The 26,421-nt window shown below is 73.0% G+C and carries 20 protein-coding genes; 6 read left to right on the forward strand and 14 right to left on the reverse strand.

Going from position 1 to position 26,421, the window contains the following annotated elements; genetic code table 11:
- Nucleotides 1-176: 176 nt before the first annotated feature.
- Both RT054_RS08090 and pabB read right to left on the reverse strand, forming a co-directional pair.
- The gene (locus tag RT054_RS08090; RefSeq protein WP_313023000.1) at nt 177-1,025 is read right to left on the reverse strand and encodes an aminotransferase class IV; all 849 of its coding nucleotides are present in this window, start codon (nt 1,023-1,025) and stop codon (nt 177-179) included.
- A complete protein-coding gene (pabB, locus tag RT054_RS08095; protein ID WP_313023001.1) occupies nt 1,022-3,532 on the reverse strand; it encodes an aminodeoxychorismate synthase component I in 2,511 nt (836 codons plus the stop codon). Before pabB ends, RT054_RS08090 begins: the two co-directional genes overlap by 4 nt.
- A gap of 159 nt (nt 3,533-3,691) precedes the next feature.
- Here pabB and RT054_RS08100 point away from each other — a divergent pair, with 159 nt between their 5' ends.
- The 4 genes from RT054_RS08100 to RT054_RS08115 all read left to right on the forward strand — a co-directional run bounded on the left by RT054_RS08100 (nt 3,692) and on the right by RT054_RS08115 (nt 8,059).
- A complete protein-coding gene (locus RT054_RS08100) occupies nt 3,692-3,967 on the forward strand; it encodes a hypothetical protein (protein ID WP_312719440.1) in 276 nt (91 codons plus the stop codon).
- A complete protein-coding gene (locus RT054_RS08105; RefSeq protein ID WP_312719442.1) occupies nt 3,964-4,461 on the forward strand; it encodes a low molecular weight protein-tyrosine-phosphatase in 498 nt (165 codons plus the stop codon). The genes RT054_RS08100 and RT054_RS08105 overlap by 4 nt, the downstream gene beginning before the upstream one ends.
- Before the next feature lie 113 nt (nt 4,462-4,574).
- Entirely contained in the window at nt 4,575-5,984 is a 1,410-nt protein-coding gene (gene purB / locus RT054_RS08110) for an adenylosuccinate lyase (RefSeq protein WP_313023002.1), read from the forward strand.
- 35 nt (nt 5,985-6,019) lie between these two features.
- The gene (locus tag RT054_RS08115) at nt 6,020-8,059 is read left to right on the forward strand and encodes a hypothetical protein (protein ID WP_313023003.1); all 2,040 of its coding nucleotides are present in this window, start codon (nt 6,020-6,022) and stop codon (nt 8,057-8,059) included.
- Nucleotides 8,060-8,080: 21 nt separating this feature from the next.
- Here RT054_RS08115 and RT054_RS08120 read toward each other — a convergent pair whose 3' ends face one another.
- The 8 genes from RT054_RS08120 to serS all read right to left on the reverse strand — a co-directional run bounded on the left by RT054_RS08120 (nt 8,081) and on the right by serS (nt 16,729).
- Nucleotides 8,081-9,166, reverse strand: coding sequence for an ABC transporter ATP-binding protein (locus RT054_RS08120; RefSeq protein ID WP_312719447.1), 1,086 nt, complete (start codon nt 9,164-9,166; stop codon nt 8,081-8,083).
- Nucleotides 9,136-10,737, reverse strand: a complete 1,602-nt coding sequence (locus RT054_RS08125) for an ABC transporter permease subunit (RefSeq protein ID WP_313023006.1) — start codon at nt 10,735-10,737, stop codon at nt 9,136-9,138. The genes RT054_RS08120 and RT054_RS08125 overlap by 31 nt, the downstream gene beginning before the upstream one ends.
- 80 nt (nt 10,738-10,817) lie before the next feature.
- The gene (locus RT054_RS08130; protein WP_313023007.1) at nt 10,818-11,888 is read right to left on the reverse strand and encodes an iron ABC transporter substrate-binding protein; all 1,071 of its coding nucleotides are present in this window, start codon (nt 11,886-11,888) and stop codon (nt 10,818-10,820) included.
- A 235-nt stretch (nt 11,889-12,123) separates the two neighbouring features.
- A complete protein-coding gene (locus RT054_RS08135) occupies nt 12,124-12,765 on the reverse strand; it encodes a VOC family protein (protein WP_312719451.1) in 642 nt (213 codons plus the stop codon).
- Nucleotides 12,766-12,874: 109 nt separating this feature from the next.
- Nucleotides 12,875-13,693: an RNA methyltransferase gene (locus RT054_RS08140; RefSeq protein ID WP_312719453.1), complete on the reverse strand. Its 819-nt coding sequence runs from the start codon at nt 13,691-13,693 to the stop codon at nt 12,875-12,877.
- 71 nt (nt 13,694-13,764) lie between these two features.
- Nucleotides 13,765-14,028, reverse strand: coding sequence for a hypothetical protein (locus RT054_RS08145; RefSeq protein WP_313023009.1), 264 nt, complete (start codon nt 14,026-14,028; stop codon nt 13,765-13,767).
- A 417-nt stretch (nt 14,029-14,445) separates the two neighbouring features.
- The gene (locus RT054_RS08150; RefSeq protein ID WP_312718330.1) at nt 14,446-15,396 is read right to left on the reverse strand and encodes a hypothetical protein; all 951 of its coding nucleotides are present in this window, start codon (nt 15,394-15,396) and stop codon (nt 14,446-14,448) included.
- A gap of 1 nt (nt 15,397) precedes the next feature.
- On the reverse strand, nt 15,398-16,729 hold the full coding sequence (gene serS / locus RT054_RS08155) for a serine--tRNA ligase (RefSeq protein ID WP_312718329.1): 1,332 nt from the start codon (nt 16,727-16,729) through the stop codon (nt 15,398-15,400).
- Nucleotides 16,730-16,836: 107 nt separating this feature from the next.
- Between serS and RT054_RS08160 the strand changes: the two genes are divergently transcribed.
- Entirely contained in the window at nt 16,837-18,045 is a 1,209-nt protein-coding gene (locus RT054_RS08160; RefSeq protein WP_313023010.1) for a diacylglycerol kinase family protein, read from the forward strand.
- A gap of 100 nt (nt 18,046-18,145) precedes the next feature.
- Here the strand turns inward: RT054_RS08160 and pheA are convergent, their stop codons facing one another.
- From pheA to RT054_RS08180, 4 genes are all read right to left on the reverse strand, one after another.
- Nucleotides 18,146-19,078, reverse strand: a complete 933-nt coding sequence (gene pheA, locus RT054_RS08165) for a prephenate dehydratase (protein WP_312718327.1) — start codon at nt 19,076-19,078, stop codon at nt 18,146-18,148.
- The gene (locus RT054_RS08170; RefSeq protein WP_312718326.1) at nt 19,075-19,992 is read right to left on the reverse strand and encodes a DUF5926 family protein; all 918 of its coding nucleotides are present in this window, start codon (nt 19,990-19,992) and stop codon (nt 19,075-19,077) included. Before RT054_RS08170 ends, pheA begins: the two co-directional genes overlap by 4 nt.
- A gap of 101 nt (nt 19,993-20,093) precedes the next feature.
- The gene (locus RT054_RS08175) at nt 20,094-20,573 is read right to left on the reverse strand and encodes an ATP-binding protein (RefSeq protein WP_396837243.1); all 480 of its coding nucleotides are present in this window, start codon (nt 20,571-20,573) and stop codon (nt 20,094-20,096) included.
- Nucleotides 20,574-20,714: 141 nt separating this feature from the next.
- The gene (locus RT054_RS08180) at nt 20,715-24,947 is read right to left on the reverse strand and encodes an efflux RND transporter permease subunit (RefSeq protein ID WP_313023013.1); all 4,233 of its coding nucleotides are present in this window, start codon (nt 24,945-24,947) and stop codon (nt 20,715-20,717) included.
- Between the two features lie 438 nt (nt 24,948-25,385).
- Between RT054_RS08180 and RT054_RS08185 the strand changes: the two genes are divergently transcribed.
- On the forward strand, nt 25,386-26,405 hold the full coding sequence (locus tag RT054_RS08185; RefSeq protein WP_313023014.1) for an enoyl-CoA hydratase/isomerase family protein: 1,020 nt from the start codon (nt 25,386-25,388) through the stop codon (nt 26,403-26,405).
- The last annotated feature ends 16 nt before the right edge of the window (nt 26,406-26,421 follow it).

Here is a 26,421-nt window from a genome sequence, read left to right on the forward strand (position 1 = left end):
GGAGCGGTGGGGACGAGGGCGTCGTCCCCACCTCGGTGCGCCCGAACGACCGCCCTTCACTGCTCCGGTGTCGGCACACCCGACGCCCCTGGGCCCGCCGACACTCAGCGTCCCGGCACCGACCGCCGCGGCCCGCCACCGGCAGTGATGGCGCGTCTCGGCCGACGACGAGGTGGTCAGCAGGAGTCGAGCCAGGCGCGCCACTCGGCGGCCCGGACCGGGGTGCCCGGCGTGATCGTCGACCCGACCCATCGCGTCACCGGCCGAAGTCCCTGGTAGGCGTTGAGGAGCCAGGCCTCCCGCCCGTCGAGGGCGTCGAGGAGGGCACGGACCGGCCGGATCGTGCGTCCCTCGGCCCGCGCACGCTCCTCGACGAGGGCGCGCGTGATGCTCGGCAGCACGGGGAGCCCGGGGTCGGGAACGCACAGATCCTCGCCCTCCCACCAGAGGACCGAGGCCCACCCCGCCTCGAGCACGGCCCCCGCGTCGTCGCGCACCAACACCTCCCCGGCGCCCCGTTCACGGACCGAGGCGATCTGCCGCCCGGCCCAGGCGAGGTCCGGGCCCTTGTGGCGCGGGCGCCTGCGGGGGTCGCCCGGGTCGCGCACGGCCACGGCGACCTCGGCCTGCCGCGGCGGACCCGGCCGGACGTCGAGGAGCACCTCCCGGATCGGCGTCGCGTCCCCCTCGCGTCCCGGCTCCCGACCGGTCTCGTCACCGGCGTCGCGCACGACGATGCGGACACGGGGGAACCATTCGCCGTCGAGGGAGGCGAGGTCCGCGGCCGCGTCGATGATCGCTGCGGCATCGAGACCCTCGCCACCGCCGAGGGCCGGGGCACCGACGGCATCCGAGGCACGGCCCGCGAGGGAGGCGGCGAACCGATCCCGGTGCGCCTCGAGGGCCCGGACGTGGCCGTCGACCTCGCGCCACGACTCGGCGAGCAGCACGTCGAGGACCCGCGCTTCGTCGACCGCACCCGGCAGGGGGACGAAACGTGACCCGTCCCAGCGATGGCTGCTCACCGGGGTCTCCCCTCGCTCGTCTCGTCGAGCGAGGGGCCTCCGTCGGGGTCGTCGTCGGGAGCGGCGGGAGTGACGCCCGGCGCTCCGAACGCGGCATCCTCCTCGAAGACGGGCCCGAGGTCGACGTCGAGCGCCCGGGCGAGGGTGCCGGCTTTGACGGAGGTCTCGTGCCATTCGGCCGCCGGGTCGCTGCGCGCCGTGATCGCGCCGCCGACGCCGTAGGTGAGCCGGCCGCCGTGCGCGACGACGGTCCGGATGACGATCGACAGATCGACCACCCCCGTCACCGACACGTACCCGAGGACCCCGGAGTACACCCCCCGCGGTCCCCCCTCGAGCTCACGCAGCAGCCGCACCGACCGTTCCTTCGGCGCGCCGGTCATCGACCCGCCGGGCAGGGCGGCACGGATCGCGTCGACCGGTGTCCGATCGGCGGCGAGGTCACCGGTGATCGTGCTGACGAGCTGATGCACCCCCGCGTGGGTCTCGACGTCGAAGAGCAGGGGCACCTCGACGGTGCCCGGGGTGCACACCCGGGAGAGGTCGTGGCGCAGGAGGTCGACGATCATGAGGTTCTCGGCCCGCTCCTTGACGTCGGTGCGCAGCTCCTCGGCGAGCGCCGCGTCCTCTGCGGGCGTGATTCCCCGCCGCCTCGTGCCCTTGATGGGTTTGGCCTCGACGCGGCGCACGCCACCCTCGGGACGGACCCGCAGGAACCGCTCCGGGGAGGCGGACAGGACCTGCGTCCCGCCGAGGTCGAGGTAGGCGGCGAACGGGCGCGGCGAGGTCTCCCGCAGGCGCCGGTAGAGGGCGAACGGGTCGGGCGCGGCGTCGACCTCGATGCGGTTGGTGAGACACAGCTCGTAGCTCTCACCGGCGGCGATGAACTCCTGCGCCCGGGCGATGAGGTCGAGGTAGGCCGCCCGGTCGTGCCGCAGCGTGACGTCGACGACGTCGACGGAGGCCAGGGTGTCGACGTCCGCATCGGCGTCGGCCTCGGCGACCGCGACGACGTCGGCGCAGTCGGGCGTGGTGTCGTCGGGCGTCGTGTCCCGGACGAGCGCGTCGAGCCTGGCGGCGGTCGCCCGCAGCCAGGCCCGCTGCTGCTCCTCGCACGAGGCGTCGACGAGCGCGACGACCCAGGCCGCGCCCACGTGGTCGAGGGCCACGAGGCGATCGGTGCGCACGAGGACGGCCCGGGGCGGACCTCCGGCGTCCACCGCCGGGGCGTCGCCCGGAAGGAGCATCGCGCACGCCTCCTCGTAGCCGATGTACCCCACCCAGCCCGGCTGGAACGGGAGCGGGAAGCCGGCGCCGCCCTCGCGGGTGTCCGGATCAGGGAAGCCCCGCGGCTCCGCCCCGTCCGCAACGTCGACCACCTCGACGTCGACCACTTCGACCTCGAGGACACCGAGGTCGGATGCGACGACGTCGAGGACGTCTCCGTCGCCGACGTCCGCGAACGGCACCCCCGAGGCGTCGTGCACGACGAGGTGGCCGTCGCCGTCGACGGTCGCGATCCGGGCGAGCGGTCCGGAACCGGACCCGCAGGCGGAGACACCACCGACGCCGGGGGCTGTCGCCGAGTCGAGCCACCACGAGTACGCCTCACCTCGGAAGACCGCGTCGTACACGGCCTCGGCGGAACCGGAGAAGCCCACCCGTGTCGCCACCGCCCGCCATCGGCGGCCCGGGGACGGGGCCGGGACCGAGGCCCCGGACGGGCCTCCGCCCGTAGTCGTGAGCGACCGCTCCTGCGGGGACGAATGGTCCGCCTCGGTCGAGCGTTCCCCCTCGGTCGAGCGATCCCCCTCGACCGCGCCGCTCCCGGTGCCCGCGCGATCCTGGGTCCCCCGGCGACGATCGGCGTTCCAGCGATCGGCGAGCTGGAGGAAGGTCCGCATGAGGTCTCGGCCACCGACGGAGCAGATCGACTCGGGGTGGGTCTGGATGCCCCACAGCGGCCGGTCGCGGTGGTGGAGCGCCATGACGAGCCCGTCGGAGGTCGCGTCGACGACGAGGGTCTCGGGCAGGTCGGTGACGACGAGGGAGTGGTAGCGCACCATCGGGAGCGGGTCGGGAAGCCCGGCGAACAGGCCCGAGCCGTCGTGACGGACGTCCCCGATCTCGCCGTGCACGGGCGAGGGGGCGCGGACGACGCGGGCGCCGGCCGCGTGGGCGAGGGCCTGCATCCCGAGGCACACCCCGAGGACCGGCACCTCGGCCTGGCGGACGACGGCGGCGGACAGGCCCAGATCGGCCGGGTTCTCGGGGGTGCCGGGGCCGGGGGAGACGACGACCGCGTCGTAGCCGCCCAGCCAGTCTTCCAGGGGGTCGGGTGGGGTGGCGTCGGCGAGGACGACGTCCGGAACCCGGCCGGTCACCCGGGCGATGTCGTGGACGAGGTTGCCCGTGAACGAGTCGTGGTTGTCGACGACGAGGACCCGCACCGTGTCCTCCCGTCGATCGCCGCGGCCGTCCGGTCGTGTGACCGGGTCGTCGTCCATGATCGCCCAGTCGCGACGACGCGCCGACCGAGCCCGGGGTCGACGCGTCCGCTCACCTGCGTCACCACCCGTCGCCCGAGGACGTCACATCCACGGCGAACGCCCACCTGCACCGTGCTGTGTCACAGTGGGCGGAGCCCGAATCAGGTTGGAGGTCCCATGTCCGACGCCGAATCGCCCATCCCCGGCGCGGAGGGTCCGGTGGATCCCACGGCCACGCCGGCGCGAACGCCCGATGGTCGCACCGACCGCGACGGCACCCTCGTCGAGGAGCCGGTCTCCTCGTCGTGGCCGGTCGTCACCGCCCCCTGGGGCACCCCGGGCAACCATCTCACCGGCCCGATCCCCCGCATCCGGCGCCGCCGCGACGGTTCGCTCACCCACGGCCACGAGGACGACGGCACGGGTCCCGACCGCGCGGGCGAGGAGTCGTGAGCGATCCCTATCGCATCTGCGTCGTGTGCTCGGGCAACATCTGCCGCTCCCCGATGGGCGAGATCGTCTTGCGACGCCGCTTCGAGGAGGCGGGCCTCGCCGACGACGTGATCGTCGACTCGGCGGGCACGGGCGACTGGCACGTCGGTCACGGCGCCGACCCGCGCACCGTGCGGGCCCTGCGCTCGGCCGGCTACGACGGATCCGCCCACCGCGCCCACCAGTTCGAGGACGCGTGGGTGGGCGGCCGGGACCTCGTGCTCGTCGCCGACTCGGGCCACCTGCGCGACGTGCGTCGCCTCGCCCGTGGTACCGACACCACCCACGTGCGCCTGCTGCGCGGTTTCGACCCGGCGGCGGTGGAGGCGGGCACGCTCGACCTCGACGACCCCTATTACGGCGACGACGCCGGTTTCGACCGCTGCCTCGCGGAGGTCGAGGCGGCCGCGGACGGCATCGTCGAGTTCGTCAGCGGAGAGCTCGAACAGCGCTGAGCCCGAACGTCCGTCGCGCGTGGGTGCGTCCGGCGTCGCACGGGGTCGTCGCCCCCGAGGGGCCGGACGGGACGGCGGAAGGATCGTCGGCCGCGAGTGACAGAATGCCGGGCATGACCTCGCTCGCGGACATCACCCCTCCGATCGCCCTCGGCGCCCTCGACGGCCGCTACCGCAAGGCCGTCGCCCCGCTCGTCGACCACCTCAGCGAGGCGGCGCTCAACCGGGCGCGGGTCCACGTCGAGATCGAGTGGCTCATCCACCTCACCGACCGTCGGGTGGTGCCGGGCGTCCGACAGCTCACCGAGACCGAGATCGCCCGACTGCGGGCCATCGTCGCGGAGTTCGGCGCCGAGGACATCGCCGAACTCGCCGAGATCGAGCGGGAGACCGTCCACGACGTCAAGGCCGTCGAGTACTACCTCAAGCGCCGCATGCCCGCGATCCTCGGTGAGGACTCCGCGCAGCTGTCCGAACTCGTCCACTTCTGCTGCACGAGCGAGGACGTCAACAACCTCTGTTATGCGCTCATGGTCAAGGGCGCGGTCGAGACCGTGTGGCTGCCCGCGGCCGAGGACCTCCTCGACCAGCTCACGGCCATGGCGAACGACCTCGCCGAGGTCCCTCTGCTCTCCCGCACCCACGGTCAGGCGGCCACCCCCTCGACGATGGGCAAGGAGATCGCCGTCCTCGCCCACCGCCTGCGGCGTCAGGTCCGGCGGATCGCCGGGGCCGAGTACCTCGGCAAGCTCAACGGCGCCACCGGCACCTACGGGGCGCACGTCGCGGCCGTGCCGGGCGCCGACTGGCCGGCGATCTCGCAGACGTTCGTCACCGACCGCCTCGGACTCACGTGGAACCCGCTCACGACGCAGATCGAGAGCCACGACTGGCAGGCCGAGCTCTACGCCGACGTCGCCCGCTTCAACCGCATCCTCCACAACCTCTGCACCGACATGTGGACCTACATCTCCCTCGGCTACTTCGCGCAGGTGCGAGGGCAGGGCACGGTCGGCTCGAGCACGATGCCGCACAAGGTCAACCCCATCCGTTTCGAGAACGCCGAGGCCAACCTCGAGGTGAGCAGCGCCCTCTTCGACGTGCTCGGCGGCACCCTCGTGCAGTCCCGGATGCAGCGCGACCTCACCGACTCCTCGATGCAGCGCAACATCGGCACCGCGTTCGGTCACTCCCTCCTCGCGCTCGACAACGTCCAGCGCGGTCTCGCGGGCCTCGACCCCGTCCCCGAGGCGATGGCGGCCGACCTCGACGCCAACTGGGAGGTGCTCGGCGAACCGATCCAGTCGGCGATGCGCGCGCTCGGTGCCCAGGGCGTGCCCGGGATGGAGAACCCGTACGAGCGGCTCAAGGAGCTCACCCGGGGTCGGCGCATCACCGGCGACGACCTGCGGGAGTTCGTCCGCGGTCTCGGTCTGCCGGCCGAGGTGGAGGCGCGCATGCTCGACCTCACCCCGCAGACCTACGTGGGCCTCGCTCCCGACCTCGTCCGCCGCCACCTCTGACCTCTCCGCACACGAGCCGAAGGAGCGCGACGCACATGGTCGAGCGGTCCGTCGTCACGGGAGCCGGTGAACAGCCCGGAGACGTCGTCGACGCGATGCCGGCGTGGCAGTGGTGGGCGGCGGTGCTCACGGGCCTCGCCGCGCCCGTCCTCGCCACTCCGGTCGGCGACCCCGTCCCGTCGGTGTGGCGCGTCGGCCTGCTCCTCGCCCTCCCGTTCGTCGCCGTCGTCACCGGGTTCACCCCGACGTTCCGTCGCCTCCTGCGCGGACTCCGCGGTCGTGACGGCCGTGGTCGTGACCAGCACACCGGCGGGGCGCTCATCCTCACCCTGGCGATGATCGTGGGGCTCGTCGGTGGCGCATGGGCGCTCCTTCAGTGGGGGATCTCCTCCCTCGTGTCGGCGACCGGCCTGGCGGTGAGTGTGCACCTCGTCGCGGGCCGCGTCTCACGCAGTCTCCTCAGCGCCCTGCCGGGCGGCGACCCGGACCCACCGCCTCCCGCCGACCGGCGCGGCCCCCGGCACTGGGCCGACTGGGGCGCCCGAGGGTGGGTGCCGCTCGCGGTCGGCGCCGCGGCCGCGTCGGTCGTCCTCGTGCTCGCGAACGTGGGCACGGCCCCCGAGGGGCTGTCGCGCGCGCTCGCCGCCCTCCTCGTCGCGTCCCCGGCGGCGTTCCACATCGCCCGCGACCTCCCCGGCCGCGCCGCCCGCGACCGGGGCCGCGACCTCGGTGTCGGGTACGACGGCGTCGACCTGCGGCAGGTGGCCGGCGTCACGAGCGTCGTCCTCACCCCCCAAGCCGTCTGCGACCCGCAGCCGCGACTCGCCCGCATCCACCCCGCGGGTCGACTCCAGGTCACGGCGGCACTCCAGGCGGCCGCCTCCGTCGCCGCGGGCAGCGAGGCGCCCGCCCACCGGGCCATCACCCGCGCCGCGCGCGAACGCGGTCTCGTGCTCCGGCCGACGACGGCGGCCCCCAAGACCTCACCGTCGTCGGTGTGCCCCGCGGACGGCGTTCCCCCCGCGCGCAGTGCCGCGATCAAGGGCACGGTCGTCACCCTCGGACGTGCGGAGGACGTCGAAGATGTCCCCGACGAGATCTCCGGCCACCAGATGTACGTCGGGTGGGGCGGGATCGCCCGTGCCGGCTTCGACCTCGTGCCCCTCGTCCGGTCGCAGGCACTTGCCGACCGCTCCGACCTCGACGCACTCGGACTCCGACCGATCCTCGTCGGTCACGTCCCCGCCGACCTCCGTCACGTCGGTGAGACCCTCGAGATCCCGCCTCGCCACCGCCGTGACCTGGGCGAGGAGACGCTCGCGGACGTTCTCGCCCAGGAGGCCGCCGACGGCGTCGTCCTCGTGCTCGACTCCCCGCTCACCGACTCCCTGGGCCTCGGCGCCGAGGTCTCGCAGGTCCTGGCGCGCCGCCGGGGGGCGAAGGACCCGACGGCGGACGACCCGAACGCGGGCGACTCGAACGCGGACGGCCCGACGGCGGACGGCCCGACAGCGCAGGCTCGGGACGCGGACCGCCCTCAGCCCGTGAGTCACGCCGTGCCCGTCGTGGCCGACCGCTCCGTCATCGTCGTCCGATCCGGGCTGTCCGGCGCCGACCGAGTGGTCGGTGCGACGCCCGACGACCCGTCCGCGTCTGCGGGTCACGACGACTCGTCGGCGGCTCCACCCCTGTCCGCGTCTGCGTCCCGGTCGCACGGTGCGGGGGACGAGACCTCCGACCCGGCGTCCCAGCCCCCCGGACTCTCGCCCGCGGCACCCCTCGCTCCTGCGGGCGGGATGCGCGAGGGCGGCCCGGCAGAGGGCCTACGGACCGCCAACGGCGACCTGAGCGGCGCGCTCCGTGCGGTCGGGCTCGCCCGCAAGGCGTCACGCGTCTCGATGCAGTCGGTGCTGCTCGCGGCGGTCGTGGGGATCCTCGGCTTCCTCGGCGCCGTCGCGGACCTCGTGCGCCCCGAGGTCGCGGCGCTCGTCGGCGCCGCCCTGCCGGTGCTCGTGACGATCAACTCGCTCCGTCCGCGCAGCTACGCCCGCGGCGCCGATCCGGCGACCACCTGAGTCGGTGACGCCGTCAACTCGTCAGCCCCGTGAACCCGTGAGCCCCGATGACCGGGGAGTGGCGTCGGGGTCGTCGGCGAGCACATGACCGGCGCCCTCGATGCGGAGCTGCACCTGCTGCCCCACCACGGGGAGACGATGGCCGGTCTGCACGCGGACGATGATCGGCGTGCCGTCGAGGAGGCGGGCGACCACGGTGGCGTCGTGGCCGTAGTAGGTCACCTCGGAGACGACGGCCTGTGTCCCGTGGTCACCGAGGATCACCTGCTCCGGGCGCACGAGAACGCGGCGGTCGGGACCCGCGGAGGAGTCCGTGCCACGGGCGGGGTCGAGCACCGGGACGTTCCCGACGACGGTGGTGGCCATACCGTCGCGCACGCGTGCTCGGAACACCGTGGCCTCCCCCACGAACGAGGCGACCCACGGGTCGACGGGCTGCCGGTACACGAGCTCCGGCGCGGCGCACTGCCGCACGCGTCCGTCGCGCATCACCGCGACCTCGTCGGCGATCGACAGCGCCTCCTCCTGGTCGTGGGTGACGAGGAGGGCGGTCGCGTGGTCCTCGGCGAGCGCGGCCCGCACGTCGGCCCGCAGGTCGGCGCGGAGTGCGGCGTCGAGCGCGGCGAACGGCTCGTCGAGCAGGACGAGGGTGGGCCGAGGGGCGAGCGCCCGCGCGACCGCGACCCGCTGCTGCTGGCCACCCGACAGCTCGTGCGGGTAGCGCTTCTCGAGACCGACGAGACCGACGAGCTCGAGGACCTCCTCGACCCGCCGGGCCGACTCGCGCCCCCGAGGCAACCCGAATCCGACGTTCTCCCCCACCCGCAGATGCGGGAACAGCGCGCCCTCCTGCGGCACGACGGCGACCCCACGGCGATGCGGGGGCACGACGCACGCACCGTCCACCTCCCGCCCGGCGAGACTGACCCGACCGGCGTCGGCGCGTTCGAAGCCGGCGACGATCCGCAACAGCGTCGTCTTGCCGCACCCCGAGGGGCCGAGGACCGCGAGCAGATGTCCCGCCTCGACGGTGAGGTCCACCCCGGCGAGTGCGGTGACGTCGGCGAACCGCTTGGTCAGACCGTCGATCTCGACATGGGCCGCCATGATCGGTCTCCTTCGGCGTGGGTGTCGGTGAGGGTGGTGTCGGTAGGGGTGGGGCGCGCGGCGGACGAGCCGTCCGCGCGGGCGGACGGGGTCGCCGCCAGGATGCCCGAGCGGAGGACGAGCACCGCGGTCGGGACGGCCGCGAGCGCGACGAGCAGGGCCGCGTACGGCGCGGCGGCCGCGTGGGCGCCGACGTCGGTGTGGGTCCACAGACGGGTCGCGAGGGTCTCGACACCGGTGGGCCGCAGCAGCAGGGTGGCGGGGAGCTCCTTCATCACCGCGAGCACTGCGAGCGCCCCACCGGCCGCGGCGCCGGGGAGCACGAGGGGGACGGTGACCCGCCACCACGCGAGGAGGGGGTGGACCCCGAGGCTCTGGGCGACATGGTGCAGGACGGGGGCGGCGCGGTCCGCGGCGGCCGTCACGGCCCCGATCCCCAGGGGGAGGAACAGGGTCGCGTAGGCGAGCAGGAGGAGCGGCCACCGTTGGTAGAGCGCGGGGGCGACGGCGATGCCGAACGACACGAGTGACAACCCGACGACGACCCCCGGCAGGGAGTGGGCGAGGTAGGTGAGGCGTTCGAGCAGGCGCGCGAGCGGCCCGTGGGTGCGCGCGAGGAGGACCCCGACGGGCAGGGCGAGGACGACGACGAGGGCGCCGCCGCCGAGCCCCGCGGCGAGCGTCCATCCGGCCGCGGTGGCGATCTCCGCGGGAGCCCCCGGGCGGGACACGCCGTCGAGGGTCCACCGCAGGAGCGTCCAGGCGGGCACGCCCAGCGCGGCGGCAAGGACGGTGACGACCCCCACGAACGCGGGAAGACGCCAGGGGCCGAGACCGATGACGGGCTGAGGGCGCGGGGTGCGACCCTCGCGGATGCCGTAGCGCGCCGCGCGCTGGCCGAGCAGGTGGGCGCCGGTCAGGAGCACCGCCGTGGCGGCGAGGAGACCGAGGGAGAGCGCGAGGGCACCGGTGCGGTCGAAGCCGACCCGCAGGGCGGTGAACACGGCGCGGGTGAAGGTGTCGAGACGCAGGATGGAGACGGCGCCGAAGTCCGACAGCGTGTACGAGGCGACGAGCAGCGCGCCCGCGCCGATGGCCGGACGCACCTGGGCGAGGGTCACGGTGACGAACGTGTGCCACGGTCCGCGCCCGGCCGCCCACGCGACCTCCTCCTGGGCGGGATCGGTCCGGGCGAGCACCCCGACGACCGTGAGGTAGGCGTAGGGATAGGTGTAGAGGACGAGCACGAGGGCCGCCGCGGCGAAGCCCTCGGCGCGGACCCCGACCGCGTCACCCGCGACGAGCCACGACAGCGCCGCGACGTAACTCGGGACGGCGAGGGGCAGCGCGGCGAGGACGGCGAGAAGGCGGCGTCCGGGCAGGTCGGTGCGGGTGAGGAGGAACGCGAGGGGCACCGCGAGGAGCAGCGACCCGGCCGTGACGACGGCGGCGAGCGCGAGGCTCGTCGCGGCGAGGCGGGCGATGCGCGGCGTGGCGAACTCGGCGAGCACGTCGCTCCAGCCGAGTTCGGCCGCGCGCACGAGCAGGTAGACGACGGGCAGCAGGGCCACCGCCACCGCGACGCACGAGAGGAGCGTCAGGAGGCGGTGGCCCTGCCCACCACGTCGGGAGAGGACGGGCGTGGCCCTGGTCAGCTCAGACCCGCCTTCTTCACCATGTCGACCGTCTCGGCGAGGGAGTCGAGGTCGTTGAGGTCGACGTCCGGCTGCGTGAGGTCCTTGAGCGCGGGCAGGCCCGCAGGACCCTCGACGCCTGCAACCAGCGGGTACTCGCTGGTCTCGTCGACGAACGCCTTCTGCGCCTCCGCGGAGAGGAGGTAGTCGACGAGCTTCTGGCCGTCCTCGTCGGGCTGGTGGGTGGCGAGGGCGACCCCCGAGACGTTGACGAGACCACCGAGGTCACCGCCGGGGAAGAAGTGGAGCTTGGCGTTGAGGTCCTCGACCTTCGCCCCCTTCTCCTTGGCCAGCTCGCCCAGGTAGTAGTGGTTGACGAGACCGACCGGGATCTTGCCGGCGTCGACGTCGGCGACGATCTGGCCGTTCTTCTCGCGGATCTGGGGCTCGTTCGCGGCGAGGCCCTCGAGGAACGCCTGGGTCTTGTCCTCCCCCTCGGTGACGCGCATCGCGGTGACGAAGGACTGGAACGAGGCGTTCGTGGGCGCGACGCCGACCTTGCCCTTCCACTCCGGGGCGGTGAGCTCGGCGACGTGCTGGGGAAGCTGGTCGGACTTCAGCGCCTTGCCGTCGTAGACGAGCACGCGCGCGCGGCCGGTGACGCCGACCCAGCGGCCCTCGTCGTCGCGGTAGTCGGCGGGGACGGCGTCGAGGGTGGTCGCGGGGAGCTTGGCGACGAGGCCCTCGCGGGCGACCGCGCCGAGGGCGCCCGCGTCCTGGGCGAGGAAGACCTCGGCCGGGGTGCGGTCCCCCTCCTCCATCATCTGGGCGGCCATCTCGGCGGTGGAACCGTACCGGGCCTCGACCTGGATGCCGGTGTCGGCGGTGAACTTCTCCAGGATCGGACGGACGAGCTTCTCGTTCCGACCGCTGTAGAGGACGACCTTGTGGTCGGCGGCCGCGGAGGTGCCGCCGGCCGCGGCCGTGTCGGCGGGCGCCGATTCGCCGGTGCCACACCCCGTGAGCATCAAGGTCGCGCCGGTGGCCAGGGCCGAGAGCGTGGCGAGGGGGCGAAGGCGAATGGACATGTGTCTCCTGACATCGTCGAACAGCGGCACACTTAGCGAAGGCTCACCTAAGTCGTCGCCATCCTCTCAGGTTCGGTCGTCCCCCCGCAAACCCGCCGGGTCGGTACGAGGGTGACGACCGGGGCTCCCGGTCCCGCCCCCGATGTCCGCCGCCGATGTCTCCCGCCGCCCCGGCCGGCACCGACGACGACGCCCCACGGACCGCGGCGGGTCGGTGGGGCGGGTCGGGTGGCGCTCAGATGGTGATGCGGCCGTCGGGTCCGTCGAAGGTGACCGAGAGCAGGCCCGCGGTGCCGTGCGGCGCGATGAACGTGAAGTCGATGACCGTGGAGGTCTGGTTCGGCGACAGGCCGAGCCACTCGCAGACACGATCGGGGTCGCCCGCGATCGTGAGCCCGGAGATGTTCACCCTGGGGACCTCACCGATCGCCCCCGACGGGTGCAGCTCGGGGTTCTCGAAGCACACGAAGAACGGCAGCTGGGGATCGTTGATGAGTCCGTTGACCCCGAGCTGCCGCCAGCGCAGTTCCCGTCCGTCGGGGAACCGGCGATACCCCGGCACCGGTTCGCGACCCAGGCGCTGCGAGACGGGTTCGAGGTCCTCCACCCGCAGCACCCAGCCCATCCAGCCACCACCCCGGGCCGAGGCCGCCCGGACGGCCTGGCCGAACGGGGCCTTGTCCGAGGCGGGGTGGTCGAGCACCTCGACGACCTCGACGTACCGTTCGTGGGCCATCGGCAGGATGATGTTCCGCGTGCCGAAGCTGGGGTGCACCCCGCCGTTGACCGCACGGACACCGAGCTTCTCGGCCAGCCGGTCCGCGGTGGCGCGCAGGCCGTCCTGCTCGGCGGCATAGGAGACATGGTCGACTCGCATGCGCTCATGGTGGCACAGCGTGAGCAGGCCTCCGACCACGAGACCCCGGCGGCCGGGACGAAGGGCACCACCCTCGGCGAGCCACGCCGGACCGAGTGGCCGACCCCCGTCAGCGTTCGGCGCCGGCCCGCTGACGCACCGCCTCGTACAGGAGGATCGCCGCGGAGGTCGCGACGTTGAGGGAGTCGACGCGTCCCACCATCGGGATGCGGACGCGGATGTCGGCGGCCTCGAGCAGCGCCTCCGACAGCCCCTCCTTCTCGGCGCCGACGGCGATCGCGACGGGGCCGGTGAGATCGGCCTCGGTGTGCAGGACGTCGGTGTCGGGGGTGGCGGCGAGCAGCGCGATCCCCCGATCCCGCAGCCACGTGAGCGTCTCCTCGCTGCCGGCCGAGACGACGGGGACGGAGAACACCGCGCCCTTGCTACCCCGGACGACGTTGGGATTGCCCCAGTCGGTCACCGGATCGGCGGCGATGACCCCGTCCACGCCCGCGGCGTCGGCGGTGCGCAGGATCGCACCGAGGTTGCCGGGCTTCTCGACGTGTTCGGCGACGAGCAGGAACGCGGGCGTGGGCGGTTCGAACCCGGCCAGCGTCCGGCCCGGCGTCTCGAGGACCGCGAGCATGCCGTCCGGGCCCTCGCGGTAGGCGATCTTCTCGAAGGCGACCCGGGAGAGCCGGATCAGCGGCACCCCCCGGTCGGTGAGGTCGTCGATCAGGGGCGCGGCGCGGCCGTCGTCGAGATCGGGGCACCAGTACGCCTCGCGCACACGGGCACCGGAACGCAGCGCGAGACTCGTCTCCTCCACCCCGTCGACGAGCGTCACGCCCGCGGCGTCACGGTCGCGGCGTCGCCGCAGGCGGACGAGGGCGCGCAGGCGGGGGTTGGCGGGGCTGGTGATCGTCTCCATGACGTGCACCAGCATCCCATCCCTGCGTGAGCATCACGCCGAGACGTGTCCTGCTCAGGCGGTGTCTGCTCCGGCGGTGTGCCCGCTCAGGCGTACCGCTCGCCCTGGGCGATGCGTTCGACGACCCGGGTGTACAGGGGTCCCCCGGGAAGAGCCTCTCCGGCCTCGAGGTGCTCGGTGATGTCGCGCAGCGCCCTCGCGTAGCCCTCGAGGTACTCCGCCTCGAGGATGCCCTTCTCGGCCTCGGCGTCGCGCTTGGTCGCCTCGGCCCACTCGCGCACGAAGCCCGCGAGGTAGAGGTGGTGCGAGTAGAGGTCGGCGAACTCCCTCATGTGCTCGGTGGAGTTCAAGCGATCCGTCGAGCTGTGCCGTGCGTCATCCATGACGACCCCTGACCTTTCTTGAGACCCATTCGTGTGCGGTGGCGGAGCGGTAGCTTATTCGGCCCTCTCCCTATCGCCCGTCGACGACCTTTCTACACCTATTCTGAAACCTCTCGCGAGAAGTCTCGCCGCTTCCTCAAATGCCCTGTGCCACAAGGGTTCTCAATCGTATGACTTCTATTCGCCGAGGCTCGGGAATTCAAGTCGTGCGATCGTCCTGCGTCCAGTTGGGCACATCCGCGACCAGGTCGAACGCCTTTCTTGAACAACGCGCACCCTCGTCGCGGGCTCGTCATCGGGGCCCGCGCCCTACCCGGGGGTCACGTCCGTCGCCCGCGCCGGGTGCGGGCCACGTGCCGCACGGCCCCGTGGCGATCTCACCCCTCAGCGGGAACGGAGCACGTCCTGGATCTCCGAACGCGGTGGGAGCACGATCGAGGCGGATGAGCGGGCCTCGATGACTCGAGGGACGCCGTCACTCGCGCGCTGCCCGACGAGATGCACGAACCCGCCCTCGCGAAGTGGGGTGGCCCAGACCCTGGCGCCCTCCGGCAGCCGGGTGTCGGACTCGGGGCGCACCTGCCAGCTCCACCGCCGCCCGTCGACATCCGTGACGGTGACGACGGCGTCCGTCCACGTCGTGACATCGACGAGGTCGAGGAATCCCTCGGCGACGGGCCTCGTCAGGCGCAGGCGACGACGGCGTCCGGGCCCGGCGTACATCGCCGAGGCGAGCGCGACGGGCCCCAGGGCGAGGAGTCCGAGCGCGACCCACGCCGTCCCCCCTCCCGACCCCACCCACACGCTGAACATGTTGGCCACCACGGGGACGGTGGCGAGTGAGGCGCCGACCCACGCCCGACCCGTGCGCGTGAGTCCGGCGTGGTGGCTGCGGAGGACGAGCAGCGCCTCCTCCTCGGTCATCGCCGTCCCGTGGGTGGGGTCGGCGGGGGCGACGACCGCGGGGTCGACGAGGGTCGGTTGCGGCGTGCTGAACCGACTGCGAAGGAGGGCCAGCGTGCCCCGTCGTGACCGGAGGACCTCGGGAGTCCCGAGCGCCGTCTCACCGCGCACGCACAGAACCTCGTCGTCGACGGGAGTGGTGCACCACAGCCGACTGCCCGCACGGATGAGCTGCGGCGTGGCCCAGCTCCACGAGTAGCCCCCGCCGTCGGTGTAGGCGTACTCGTGCACGTCGGGAGGCTCCTGCGCACCGGGCACCTGTCGATCGCGCAGATCCGGGCGGATCTGCCCGACGATCACCTCGTGCACCGCTGCACCGGGGCGTTCCTCGCGGAGTAGTTGTCCGGCCTCGTCCCGATCGACCCGCCGCACCTCAGCGACCGTCGGGAACGAGGACCTCGGTGCCGAGGAAGGGGACGAGGGCGGCGGGGACACGGACGGTGCCGTCGGCCTGCTGGTGGTTCTCGAGCAGGGCGACGATCCACCGGGTGGTCGCGAGGGTGCCGTTGAGGGTCGCGACGATGCGGGTGCCGTTCTCGGTGCGCTCCCGCGTGCCGAGCCGGCGGGCCTGGAACGTCGTGCAGTTCGACGTCGAGGTGAGTTCGCGGTACTTGCCCTGCGTGGGGACCCACGCCTCGCAGTCGAACTTGCGGGCGGCCGGGCCGCCGAGGTCGCCGGCGGCGACGTCGATGACGCGATAGGGGATCTCCATCGCGTCGAGCATCCCGCGCTCGTGCTCGAGGAGCCGCTCGTGCTCGGCCTCGGCGTCCTCGGGACGGCAGTAGACGAACATCTCGACCTTCTGGAACTGGTGCACGCGGATGATGCCGCGGGTGTCCTTGCCGTAGCTGCCCGCCTCGCGTCGGTAGCACGTCGACAGCGCGGTGTAGCGAAGCGGGCCGTCGGTGAGGTCGATGATCTCGTCGGCGTGGAAGCCCGCGAGCGCGACCTCGGAGGTGCCGGTGAGGTACAGGTCGTCGGTACCGAGCTTGTAGACCTCGTCGGCGTGCGAGTCGAGGAACCCGGCGCCGGTCATCACCGTCGGGTTGACGAGGGTGGGCACGCCGATCTGGGTGAACCCGTTGTCGTAGGCGGTCTGCAGGGCGAGTTGCATGAGGGCGTTCTCGAGGCGAGCGCCCTGGCCGACGGTGTAGTAGAAGCGCGACTCGGCGACCTTGACGCCGCGGGCCATGTCGAGGAGGCCGAGGTGCTCGGCGATCTCGAGGTGGTCCTTGGGCTCGAAGCCCTCGGCCGCGAAGTCGCGGGGGCTTCGACCCGCGGTGGTGAGTTCGACGAAGTCCTCCTCGCCGCCCGCGGGCACGCCCTCGATGACGATGTTGGGCATCCTTCGCATGAGGGCGCCCAATTCGGCCTCGGCCTCGTCGGCGGCGGCCTGGAGCCCCTTGACGCGGTCGGAGAGGTCGCCGGCGGCGCGGCGGGCCTCGTTGGCCACCTTCTCGAGGGCGTGGACGTCCTCGGGCGCGGCACCGGCCTTCTTCGCGGCGCCGAGACGCCCCATCACCTCGCCGACGGTCTTGCTCGTGCCCTTCTGCTCGGCGCGGAGGCGTTCGAACTCGGAGAGGGAGGATCGACGACGCTCGTCGGCGGCGAGGATCGCGTCGACGATCCCCTCGTCCTCACCCCGGGCGTGCTGCGACGCGCGGGCGGCCTGCGGGTTCTCGCGGAGGAGCTTGATGTCGATCACGGCTCAAGCGTATCGGCCGCCACCCCGGGCGAGGACCGCGCGACGCCGGGGTGCCCGGGACGCAACTCGAGACGCGTGGTGGCTCGGGCCGGCGGTAACGTCAGCTCGTGACCGATCTCGCCCTGCTCGCCGGCCTCCTCGCCGCCCTCCTCGCCGTCGCGACGGTCGTCTGGACCACCGTCGGCATGGGCCGTGGCGAATTCGACGGCACGCCGACGGAGTCCGCAACGGCGCACGCGGCCCGACGCCATGCCGACGGCGACGACGATGCGCCGCGCCCGGTCGCCGCCGTCATCGTCAACCCGACGAAGTTCGACGACGTGAGCCAGGTCCGCAGGCGTCTCGACCGGATCGCCGCCGAGCACGGCTGGGCACTGCGCTGGTGGGAGACCACGGAGGAGGACAACGGCACGGGCCAGACGCGGGAGGCCATGGACGCGGAGGTCGAGCTCGTCTGCGCGCTCGGCGGTGACGGGACGGTGCGTGCCGTGGCCGCCGCGTTGCGCGACTCCCCCATCCCCATGGGGCTGCTGCCCGGCGGCACCGGCAACCTGCTGGCACGCAATCTCGACCTGCCGTTCGAGTCGCTCGAGGAGTCGTTGGTCATCGCGCTCACCGGCGTCGACAGGCCGATCGACATGGGTTGCCTCCTCATCGCGCCGCACAGCACCCAGGACGAGCCCAAGGACTACTACTTCCTCGTCATGGCGGGGCTCGGGTTCGACGCCTCGGTGATGGCCGACGCCCCCGAGAAGCTCAAGAGCCGCATCGGCTGGGCGGCCTACCTCGTCTCGGGAGCCAAGCAGCTGAACGGACCTCGGTTCGGCACCACCGTGCAGTTCGACGGCGACCGCCCCCTGCACCGTCGGGTCCGTTCGATCATCATCGGCAACGTCGGCCGCCTGCAGGGCGGCGTCGAGCTGCTCCCCGACGCGTGCGTCGACGACGGCGCCTTCGACGCGGTGCTGCTCTCCCCCAAGGGCGTCGTCGGCTGGGGAGCCGTGGTCACCGGCATCCTCACCAAGAACCACTTCGGTCACCGTCGCATCGAACACTTCCAGTGCCGCACCATGAACGTCGAGCTCCCCGGGGGACACGAACAGGAGGTGCAGCTCGACGGCGACCACATCGGCCCGGCCCGCGCGCTCACCGTGAGCGTGCTGCCGAAGACGCTCCTCGTCCGCGTCGCGCCGACCGGTGAGGAGGGCGAGCACCACGGGGCGAACGCCTCCAATGAGGTGCTGCCGCCGAGGACCGTCGCCCCGGCGACCGTCGCCCCGGCCGACGGCGCCACCGCGGCCACCCGCGTGCGCTGAACGGCATCTGCCCCGCTCCGGGGCGCCCGAGCAGTGAGCGTCCCGACGCAGGCGCGGGCCCGGACATGTCCCGGACGCTCCCCGGCCCCCGCCGGTCCGGTCACGTCGTGCGCGACCGCAACCCGTCCAGCCACGTGCGCGCGGAGACGTAGGCCGCATCGTCGTGGTCGGGGTCGATGCCGGCCGGTCGGCGGTCGGCGCGGGGATAGGAGCCGAGGAACCTCACCTGCCCGCAGATCCGGCGCAGGCCCATGAGGGTCTCCCCGACCCGCTCGTCCTCGACGTGGCCCTCGAGGTCGACCGAGAAGCAGTACGACCCGAGCGACTCCTTGGTGGGGCGCGACTCCAGGCGGGTGAGGTTGATCCCCCGGGCCGCGAACTGTTCGAGCAGCTCGAGCAGCCCACCGGGTCGATCGCCCCGCTGGTAGAGCACGACGGTCGTCTTGTCCGCACCCGTCGGCGCCGGCAGGGCGCCGGGGCGTGCCGCGACGACGAACCGGGTGACGGCGTCGGGGATGTCCCCGATGTCGTCGGCGAGGGGAACGAGGCCGTGCCGGTCCGCGGCGATCTGCGGACAGACCGCCGCCTGGAACGGCACGGGCGTCTCTCCGACGAGGTCGGCGGCCGCGGCGGCGTTGGAGAGCGCCGGGACGAACGCGGCCTCGGGAAGGTTGCGGGCCATCCACCCTCTGACCTGCGCCCACGCGTGGCTGTGCGTGGAGATCGCACGGATGTCCTCCATCCGAGTGCCCGGTCGGACGGCGAGGACGAACCGGATCGGCACGACCACCTCGCCGACGAGGTGCAGCGGGGAACCTGCGGCCAGGCCGTCGAGTGTCGCTGAGACCCCACCCTCGACGGAGTTCTCGATCGCGACGACCGCCGAGTCGAGCTCCCCGGCGCGGACGCGGGCGAGCGCGGCGTCGACCGACGGACACGGCACCGCCTCGCAGGTCTCCGCCTCGGGGAGGCGAAGCAGCGCCATCTCCGTGAACGTCCCGGGGGGACCGAGGTACCCGATCCGCGCGGTCATCGCAGCGTGAGCTGGCGGCTGAGGAGCCCGCCTCGGGCCCGGCGCTCCTCCGGCGTGAGAGGGCCCCCGTCCGCGGCGGCCTCGGCGAAGCGGGCGGCCATGTCGGCCGCCGCGTCCTCGTAGGCGTCGGCCTCGAACCGCGGGTCGAGATCCCACACGGGCACGAGGAGGCCACACGCTCGGAAGGCGCCGAGCAGCCGGGTGCCCTCGCCGAGGGACGCCTCACCCGCGGCGACGAGGCGGGCGAGGGCGTCGGTGGCGGCGTCCTCGTCGTGCGGCTGGAGCCAGCGCAGGTGCGTGCGGTCGCCGACTCGGCACCAGTACGCCGAGTCGGTGCTCGTCAGCTTGGTCGTGGGGATGATCGCCTCGTTCGTCTCCTGCAGCGACGCCCCGGCCTCGCCGTCGAGGTCGGCGCCCGGCGCGAACCAGAACTCGAACGTCTCGTGCATCGTCACCGGCATGGGGGCCTCGGCGACGACGAGATCCTGCAGTCGCGGGGTGGACGCGTTCGCGACCGTCGTGGGCCGGGCCGGGCTGCCCGCCGGGGTGCGCAGGAGCTCGAGGAGCACGTGCGCGGTGTCGCGGGAGTAGTCGCCGGTGTGCGACCCGGACTGGAGGCCCAGAAGGTACGTGCCGTCGCCGCGGTGGAGCCCGGGCCATGCCATCGGCAGGACGGTGACGAGTTCGAGGGTCTCGGGCACCTCGCCACCGCCCACGGTCGCGGCCTCGCGAAGCGGCTCCGCATCGGTGCGCAGCGTCAGCGTCGCGGTGGCCGCGGGCACGATCTCGCGCATCGCGACGATGTCGGTCTCCCCCGCCAACCCCTCGAACGGCCTCGCGACGAACGGTGCGGCGGGGACGGACGGGGACTGTGCTCGCTCGGCCTGCCGAGCGCGTCGTGATGCCTTACCCATGCCGGACAGCGTAGGGCGTCGGCGGCACCCTCTCGACGCCGCGGGCCCGCGTCACGATCGACACGGGCCCGGCGGAGTGGCGGAGACCGCCGATCGCAGGTTCAGAGCCGGCGGCGGCGGGAGGGTCCGCCGAGCGCGGCCCAGACGGTACGGCCGTTGCGCTCGTCCTGCACGCCCCACTCGTGGGCCATGCTGCGCACGATGCGAAGGCCCCGGCCGCGCACCGCCCACAGCGAGTGGCGGACCGGCTTAGGGACGGTGTCGCTGCCGCCGTCGCGGACCTCGACCTCGACGGCGCCGCTCTTGACCTTCCAGCGCACCCGGACGCATCCGTCGGCGAGAGGGCGGGCGTGGAACACCGCGTTGCCGACGAACTCGGAGACGACGGCTTCGGCCTCCTCGACGACGACACGGTCGACGCCGCGGGCGGTGAGATCTGCGGAGACGATGCGACGGGCCTGGCGCACCGAGACGGGGGCGTGGGGCACCCGCACACTCTTGGTCCCCTCGATCGGTGAGGCGTTCGGAGCTCCTATCGAGGGGAGGTCCGGGGCGGTGGTCGCGTCCTGCAAGATGGTCACGGTGCACTCCTTCGACGTCGTCGTCGTGTGGTCACCTAACCATCCGTTCCCGCGTTGCGCAAGAAGCGGAGTCGACGTTCTCGCCCTCATGGCCTCCCGGTGACCCCGGAGTCGACCTGAGTCCCGCCTGGATCCTGCCCGTCAGCGCGGTGAAGGCCCGGGCCCGGTCGGTCGCCCGTCACCGTTCGCGCCGTCGCCGGCCCCGACGGTCTCCCCCTCGGGGTCGTTCCCACCCGGCTCACGTTCCGCCGCGCGGCGTTCCTCGGCGTGGCGCTGCTCGTCGCGGCGCTGCTCGGCGAGGGGGTCGCGGGGGTCGCCACGGCCGGCGCGTCGACGCTCGATGAGGAGGTAGAGCGCCGGGACGACGAGGAGGGTGAGGGCGGTGGAGCTGAACAGGCCACCGATGACGACGAGCGCGAGCGGCTGGGAGATGAACGCCCCACCGCCGGAGAGGGAGAGCGCCATCGGCACGAGGGCGAGGATCGTCGCGAGCGCCGTCATGACGATGGGCCGCACGCGGTCTCGCGCTCCGGCGTACACCGCCTCGTCGACCCCGAGCCCGGCCTCTCGGTGCTGGTTGACGAGGTCGATGAGCACGATCGCGTTGGTGACGACGATGCCGACGAGCATGAGGAGGCCGATGATCGCCGGGACGCCGAGGGCGGTGTCGGTGAGCTCGAGCGCCGCGAGCGCGCCCGTGGCCGCGAGCGGCACGCTCACGAGCAGGATGAGCGGCTGGATGAGGCTGCCGAACGTCGCGACCATGACGACGTAGACGATCGCGATGGCGACGAGCAACGCGATGCCGAGCTGACCGAAGGCCTCCTGCTGGTCGGCGCTGACCCCACCGATCGTCGCGGACGCGCCCGGGGGCAGCTGCGTCGAGTCGAGCGCCGATTGGATGTCGCGGGTGAGCTTGCCGAGGTCGTTTCCTTCGGGGACGGCGGTGATCAGCGCCGTGCGGCGGCCGTCCACGCGGCTGATCGAGGCGGAGGCCTTCGTCTCCTCGATCGAGGCGACGGTGTGCAGCCGCACGGTCTTGCCGTTGAGGTCGCTGCCGACGGGGATGTCCTCGAGCGCGGCGACCGTCTTGGGGGAGGGACGTTCGTGGACCACGACGTCGCGTCGCTGCTGGTCGATCTCGACGCTGCCGATGGTCGAACCCTTGAGCGCGCTCGCCACGGCGAGGCCGATCTGCGGCTCGGTGAGTCCCCGCTGCAGGGCCTTGCCGCCGTCGACCTGCACCGAGAGCTGCGGCACCTCCGCGGCGAGATTGTTCGCGACATCCCGCGTACCGCCGACGCCACGCACCGACTTCTCGACGGCTGCGGCCGCCGTACGGAGATCCTCGGCATCCGCGGCCTGCACGGAGACCTCGACCTGGCGGCTCCCAGGTCCCCCGCCACCGGCCTCGGAGACCGATACGGTGCCGAGGTCGGTCCGCGTGCCCACCTCGGAGCGCAGCGCCTGGGACGTGGCCTCGGCGTCCGTGTCGTCCTTGAGCGTGACGGTCATGCGGGCGGTGTTGCTGCCGCCGCCGATGAACAGCGCCTCCAGGCCGTTGCCGCCGGAGCCGGAGATCGTCGTCTGGACGGAGTCGACCTCGGGGCGTGACCGCACGATGCGCTCGAGGATCTTGGCCTTCGCGTCGGTGGTCGCGAGGGTGGTGCCCGCCGGGAGTTCCTGGGAGATCTGCAACGAGTTCGACCCGGAGTCGCCGATGAAGTCGGTCTTGAGGCCCGTCGCGGCCACCCCGGTCGCGCCGAGGAGCAGGAACGCGACGAGCACCGTGACGATCGGGCGACGCATGGCGAATCCGAGCGCCGGCAGGTAGGCGCGATGGACGATCCCGGCGGAGCCGTGGGCGGCGGATCCGGCCACGGGTTGCGGCCGTGTGTCCGTGTTCACGCCCGTGTCATCGACGTTCTCGCCCGTGTCAACGACGTTCCCGCCCGTGTCATCGACGTCGTCACGGGCGCCGAGGACACCCGGGTTCTCGGCACCCGGGTTCTCCGCCTGGCCCCAGGCGCCCTCGTCCGCGCCGTCGCCCTCGGCGTGCGCGTTCCGGCGGCGCCAGGGCAGGCGCCACCGGCCTCGGCCGGCCTCGGAGGAGCCACGCACGAACCAGTACCCGAGCACGGGGATGATCGTGAGCGCGACGAGCAGCGAGGCACTCATCGCGAGCGCGACCGTGATGGCGAACGGCCGGAACAACTCGCCGGCCTGCCCGCCGACCACGCCGATGGGCAGGAACACCGCGACCGTCGACGCCGTCGAGGCGGTGATGGCCGCGGCGACCTCCTTGACCGCGCGGGGGATCGCGAGATTCTTGGGTTCGCCGAGGTCGAGGTGCCGCTTGATGTTCTCGATGACGACGATGGAGTCGTCGACGACGCGGCCGACGGAGATCGTGAGCGCGCCGAGCGTGAGGATGTTGAGCGAGAGGCCGCCGATCTTCATACCGATGATGCCGATGAGCAGCGACATCGGGATCGACAGAGCTGTGACCAGCGTCAACGGGAGCGACAGCAGGAAGGCGAACACGACGAGAACGGCCATGGCGAGTCCGAGGACGCCCTCGGTGCCGAGGTCCTCGATCGAGTTCTCGATGAACGGGGCCTGATCGAACACCACGGTGAGTTTGCCGCCGGGGATCGTGGCCTCGACGTCCGCGAGTTTCTCGTGGATGGCGTGGGACACGTCGACCGCACCGGCCTCGGGCGTCTTGGTGATGGCGAGCGTGACGCTGGGGCGGCCGTCCGAGCGGGAGACACCGGCGCCGGGGGCGTCGACGAGGGCGACCTTGGCGACGTCGCCGAGGGTGTGGATCTTGGGCGTCGGGACGGTCTGACCGCCCTGCAACGCGGCGAGCTGCTTCTGCAGCTCGGAGAGTCCGGCGAGCTGGGCCTGGAGCCCTTGGAGCTGCTGCAACTGGCCCTGCAGCTGCGCGAGCCCGGCGAGCTGACCCTGCAGACCCTGGAGCTGCTGCAGCTGTCCCTGCAGCTGCGCCAGCTGCGCGAGCTGCCCCTGGAGGCCACGCAGCTGCTCGAGCTGGCCCTGCAGCCGGCGCAGCTCACCGAGCTGGCCCTGCAACTCCTGCAGCTGTTCGAGGCCCTGCAGCTGCTTCTGCAACTGGTCGAGGCCCTGGAGCTGACCCTGCAGCTGTTCGAGCTGCTCGAGGGCGGAGATCAGGCGCGGGAGCTGTTCGAGCTGCGCGAGGAGCTCGGGCAGCGGCGGCAGTCCCTCGGGCCACGGTGTGCCCGGCGGCAGGCTGGTGGGGATGGCCGTGGGCAGGCCCGTGGGGAGCGTGGTGGGCCGTCCCGTGGGCCGGGGCGTCGGCGACGTCGTGGGCGTGGGCGGGGCCGTCGTCGGCGCCGGAGTGGGCGAGGGCGCCGACGGTGAGGGAGGCGTGGTGGGCGAGCCCGTGGGGGCGGGGGGCGTCGTGGGCGAGGGGGGCGTCGTGGGCGCGAGGGGCCGTGCCAGCGGGATCGGGGCCCGCATGCCGAACCCGCCCAGGGACGATCCGCCGCCGGCCCCGGCACCCCCTCCCGCGCTGCTCGGACGACCGGCACCACCCGCGGCACCCCGACCCGCCCCGCCGCCGGACAGTTGCGCGAGCGGGTTCGCCGCGCGCGCCGGCAGGGAGGCGAGTGGGAGCTCGCGGATCTGCTTGACGCTGGTGAGGCGGCTGCCGGTCTGCACGTCGAGGTCCTGGGAGCCCTCGGTGAGGCGGCCGCCGGGCACGACGATGCCGTTGGCCTGCAGCAGGCTCGTGACCGACGACGCGGTGACGCCGGTGCGCTTCATCTCGTCCTCGTCCAGGTCGATGCGCACGATCTTGTCGGCGGCGCCGCTGACCTGCACCTCACGGACTCCGGGCACGTCCTTGAGGTCGGGGACGACGAGGTCCTTGATGCGGGTGGCGAGCTGATCGGCGTTCTCGCCACCGCTCGCCGAGATCTGCATGACGGGGAAGTCGTCGATGCTGCCGGTGATGACACGAGGATCGGCGCCGTCGGGGAGGTTGCGCACGGCGAGGACGGCGCGCTGCAGTTTGGCCTGTGCCTGCGGGAGGTCGGTGCCGTACTGGAGGTTGACCGTCACCGACGACAGGCCGGCCGAGGAGGTCGACTCCACCTTCTCGACGCCCTCCACGCCGAGCACGGCCGCCTCGATGGGGCTCGTGACCTGGTCCTCGATGACCCCCGGGCCCGCGCCGGGCACGACGGTGACGACTCCGGCGACCGGAATCTGGATGGGCGGGATGAGCTCCCGACGCATGCCCCCGAGGGCGATGAACCCGCCGATCATGACGAAGACGGTGACGAGAGCGATCAGCGCGCGGTTGCGCAGGCTGAACCGGGTGAGGAACACGCGAACTCCGATGAGTCGAACCGTCGACGCAGGATCCCCGTGGCCGACGATCGGGAGTCTGCCACAGCCCACTGACAGCCTCTCGGTCTGCGCGGATGCCTCCTCGATACGACCGGACCCGCACCGTCGGCACCATGTCGCGTCCGTTCCCGGGGCCGGGGATACGGTGGTGGCGATCCGGCCGGTGGCCCGCCGCGGCGCCGATCCGCCCACGATCGGCCGCTCCGGCGCCACCGTTCACGTGGCCTCCGGTCTGGCCGGGGACATCGCGGTGACCGACCGTCCTCCCGGTGTCGCGGAGGAGCGGCACGCGGGACGTCGCGAGTCACCGCGGGTTCGTGGGCGCGACGAGGTCGGCCGGATGACGACGAGGGTGAGACCGACGACGGCGACGCACGAGGATCACAGGGCGACGCACGAGGACGAAGGAGGACGACGGTGAGCGAGACGACCGAGGTGAGGTTCGAGCGCCGGGGTGCATCCGGCCTCGTGACCCTCGACAGGCCCAAGGCGATCAACTCCCTCACGTGGGCGATGGTCGACGCGATGCGCGCGCAGCTCCGGGAGTGGGCCGCCGACGACGCCGTGCGGGTCGTCGCGATCACCGGCGCGGGCGAGAAGGGGCTGTGCGCCGGGGGGGACGTCGTCTCGGTGCGTCGCTCGCTGCTCGACGGCGATCCCGACGCGGCGCTCGCGTTCTTCGACACCGAGTACGACGTCGACGCGCTCATCGGGACCTTCCCCGTCCCGACCGTCGCGTTCATGGACGGGGTGTGCATGGGCGGCGGCATCGGCATCGGCGGACACGCCTCACTGCGTCTCGTCACCGAGCGCACGAAGATCGCGATGCCCGAGACGAAGATCGGCTTCTTCCCCGACGTGGGCGGGCTGCACCTGCTGGCGGCCGCGCCGGGCGAGCTCGGGACGCACCTCGCACTGACGAGCACCGTCGCCACCGGCGCCGATGCGGTGATGCTCGGGATGGCCGACGTCCTCGTCTCGAGCGAGCACCTCCCCGGGATCGTCGAGGGACTGGCCTCGGGTGAGGTCCCCGCGCCGGCCGACCTCGGGTCGACCTCCCACCCCGCACCCCTGGAGAAGGACCGCGCGTGGATCGACGCCTGCTACGCCGGGGACGACGCCGCGGCCATCCTCACCCGGCTCGAGGAGTGGGACGGCGAGGGCGCCGACCGCGCGCACGAGGCGGCCGCGGCGATCAGGGCCCGCTCACCGTTCTCGGTGTGCCTCACCCTCGCCGCGCTGCGCCGCGCCGCGCGTCTCGGGACGCTCGAGGCCGTCCTCGACCAGGACCGTGCCCTCGCCCGCGTCTTCGCCGAGGAGCCCGACTTCCGCGAGGGCGTCCGGGCGCTGCTCGTCGACAAGAGCAACGATCCCCGCTGGCGGCACGCCTCGGTCGCCGACGTCCCCCGGACCGACCTCCCACCCCTCCTCCGCTGACAACCCGAGACGGCAG

It is taken from the genome of Mobilicoccus sp. (assembly GCF_032060985.1).
Taxonomy (GTDB): Bacteria; Actinomycetota; Actinomycetes; order Actinomycetales; family Dermatophilaceae; genus Mobilicoccus.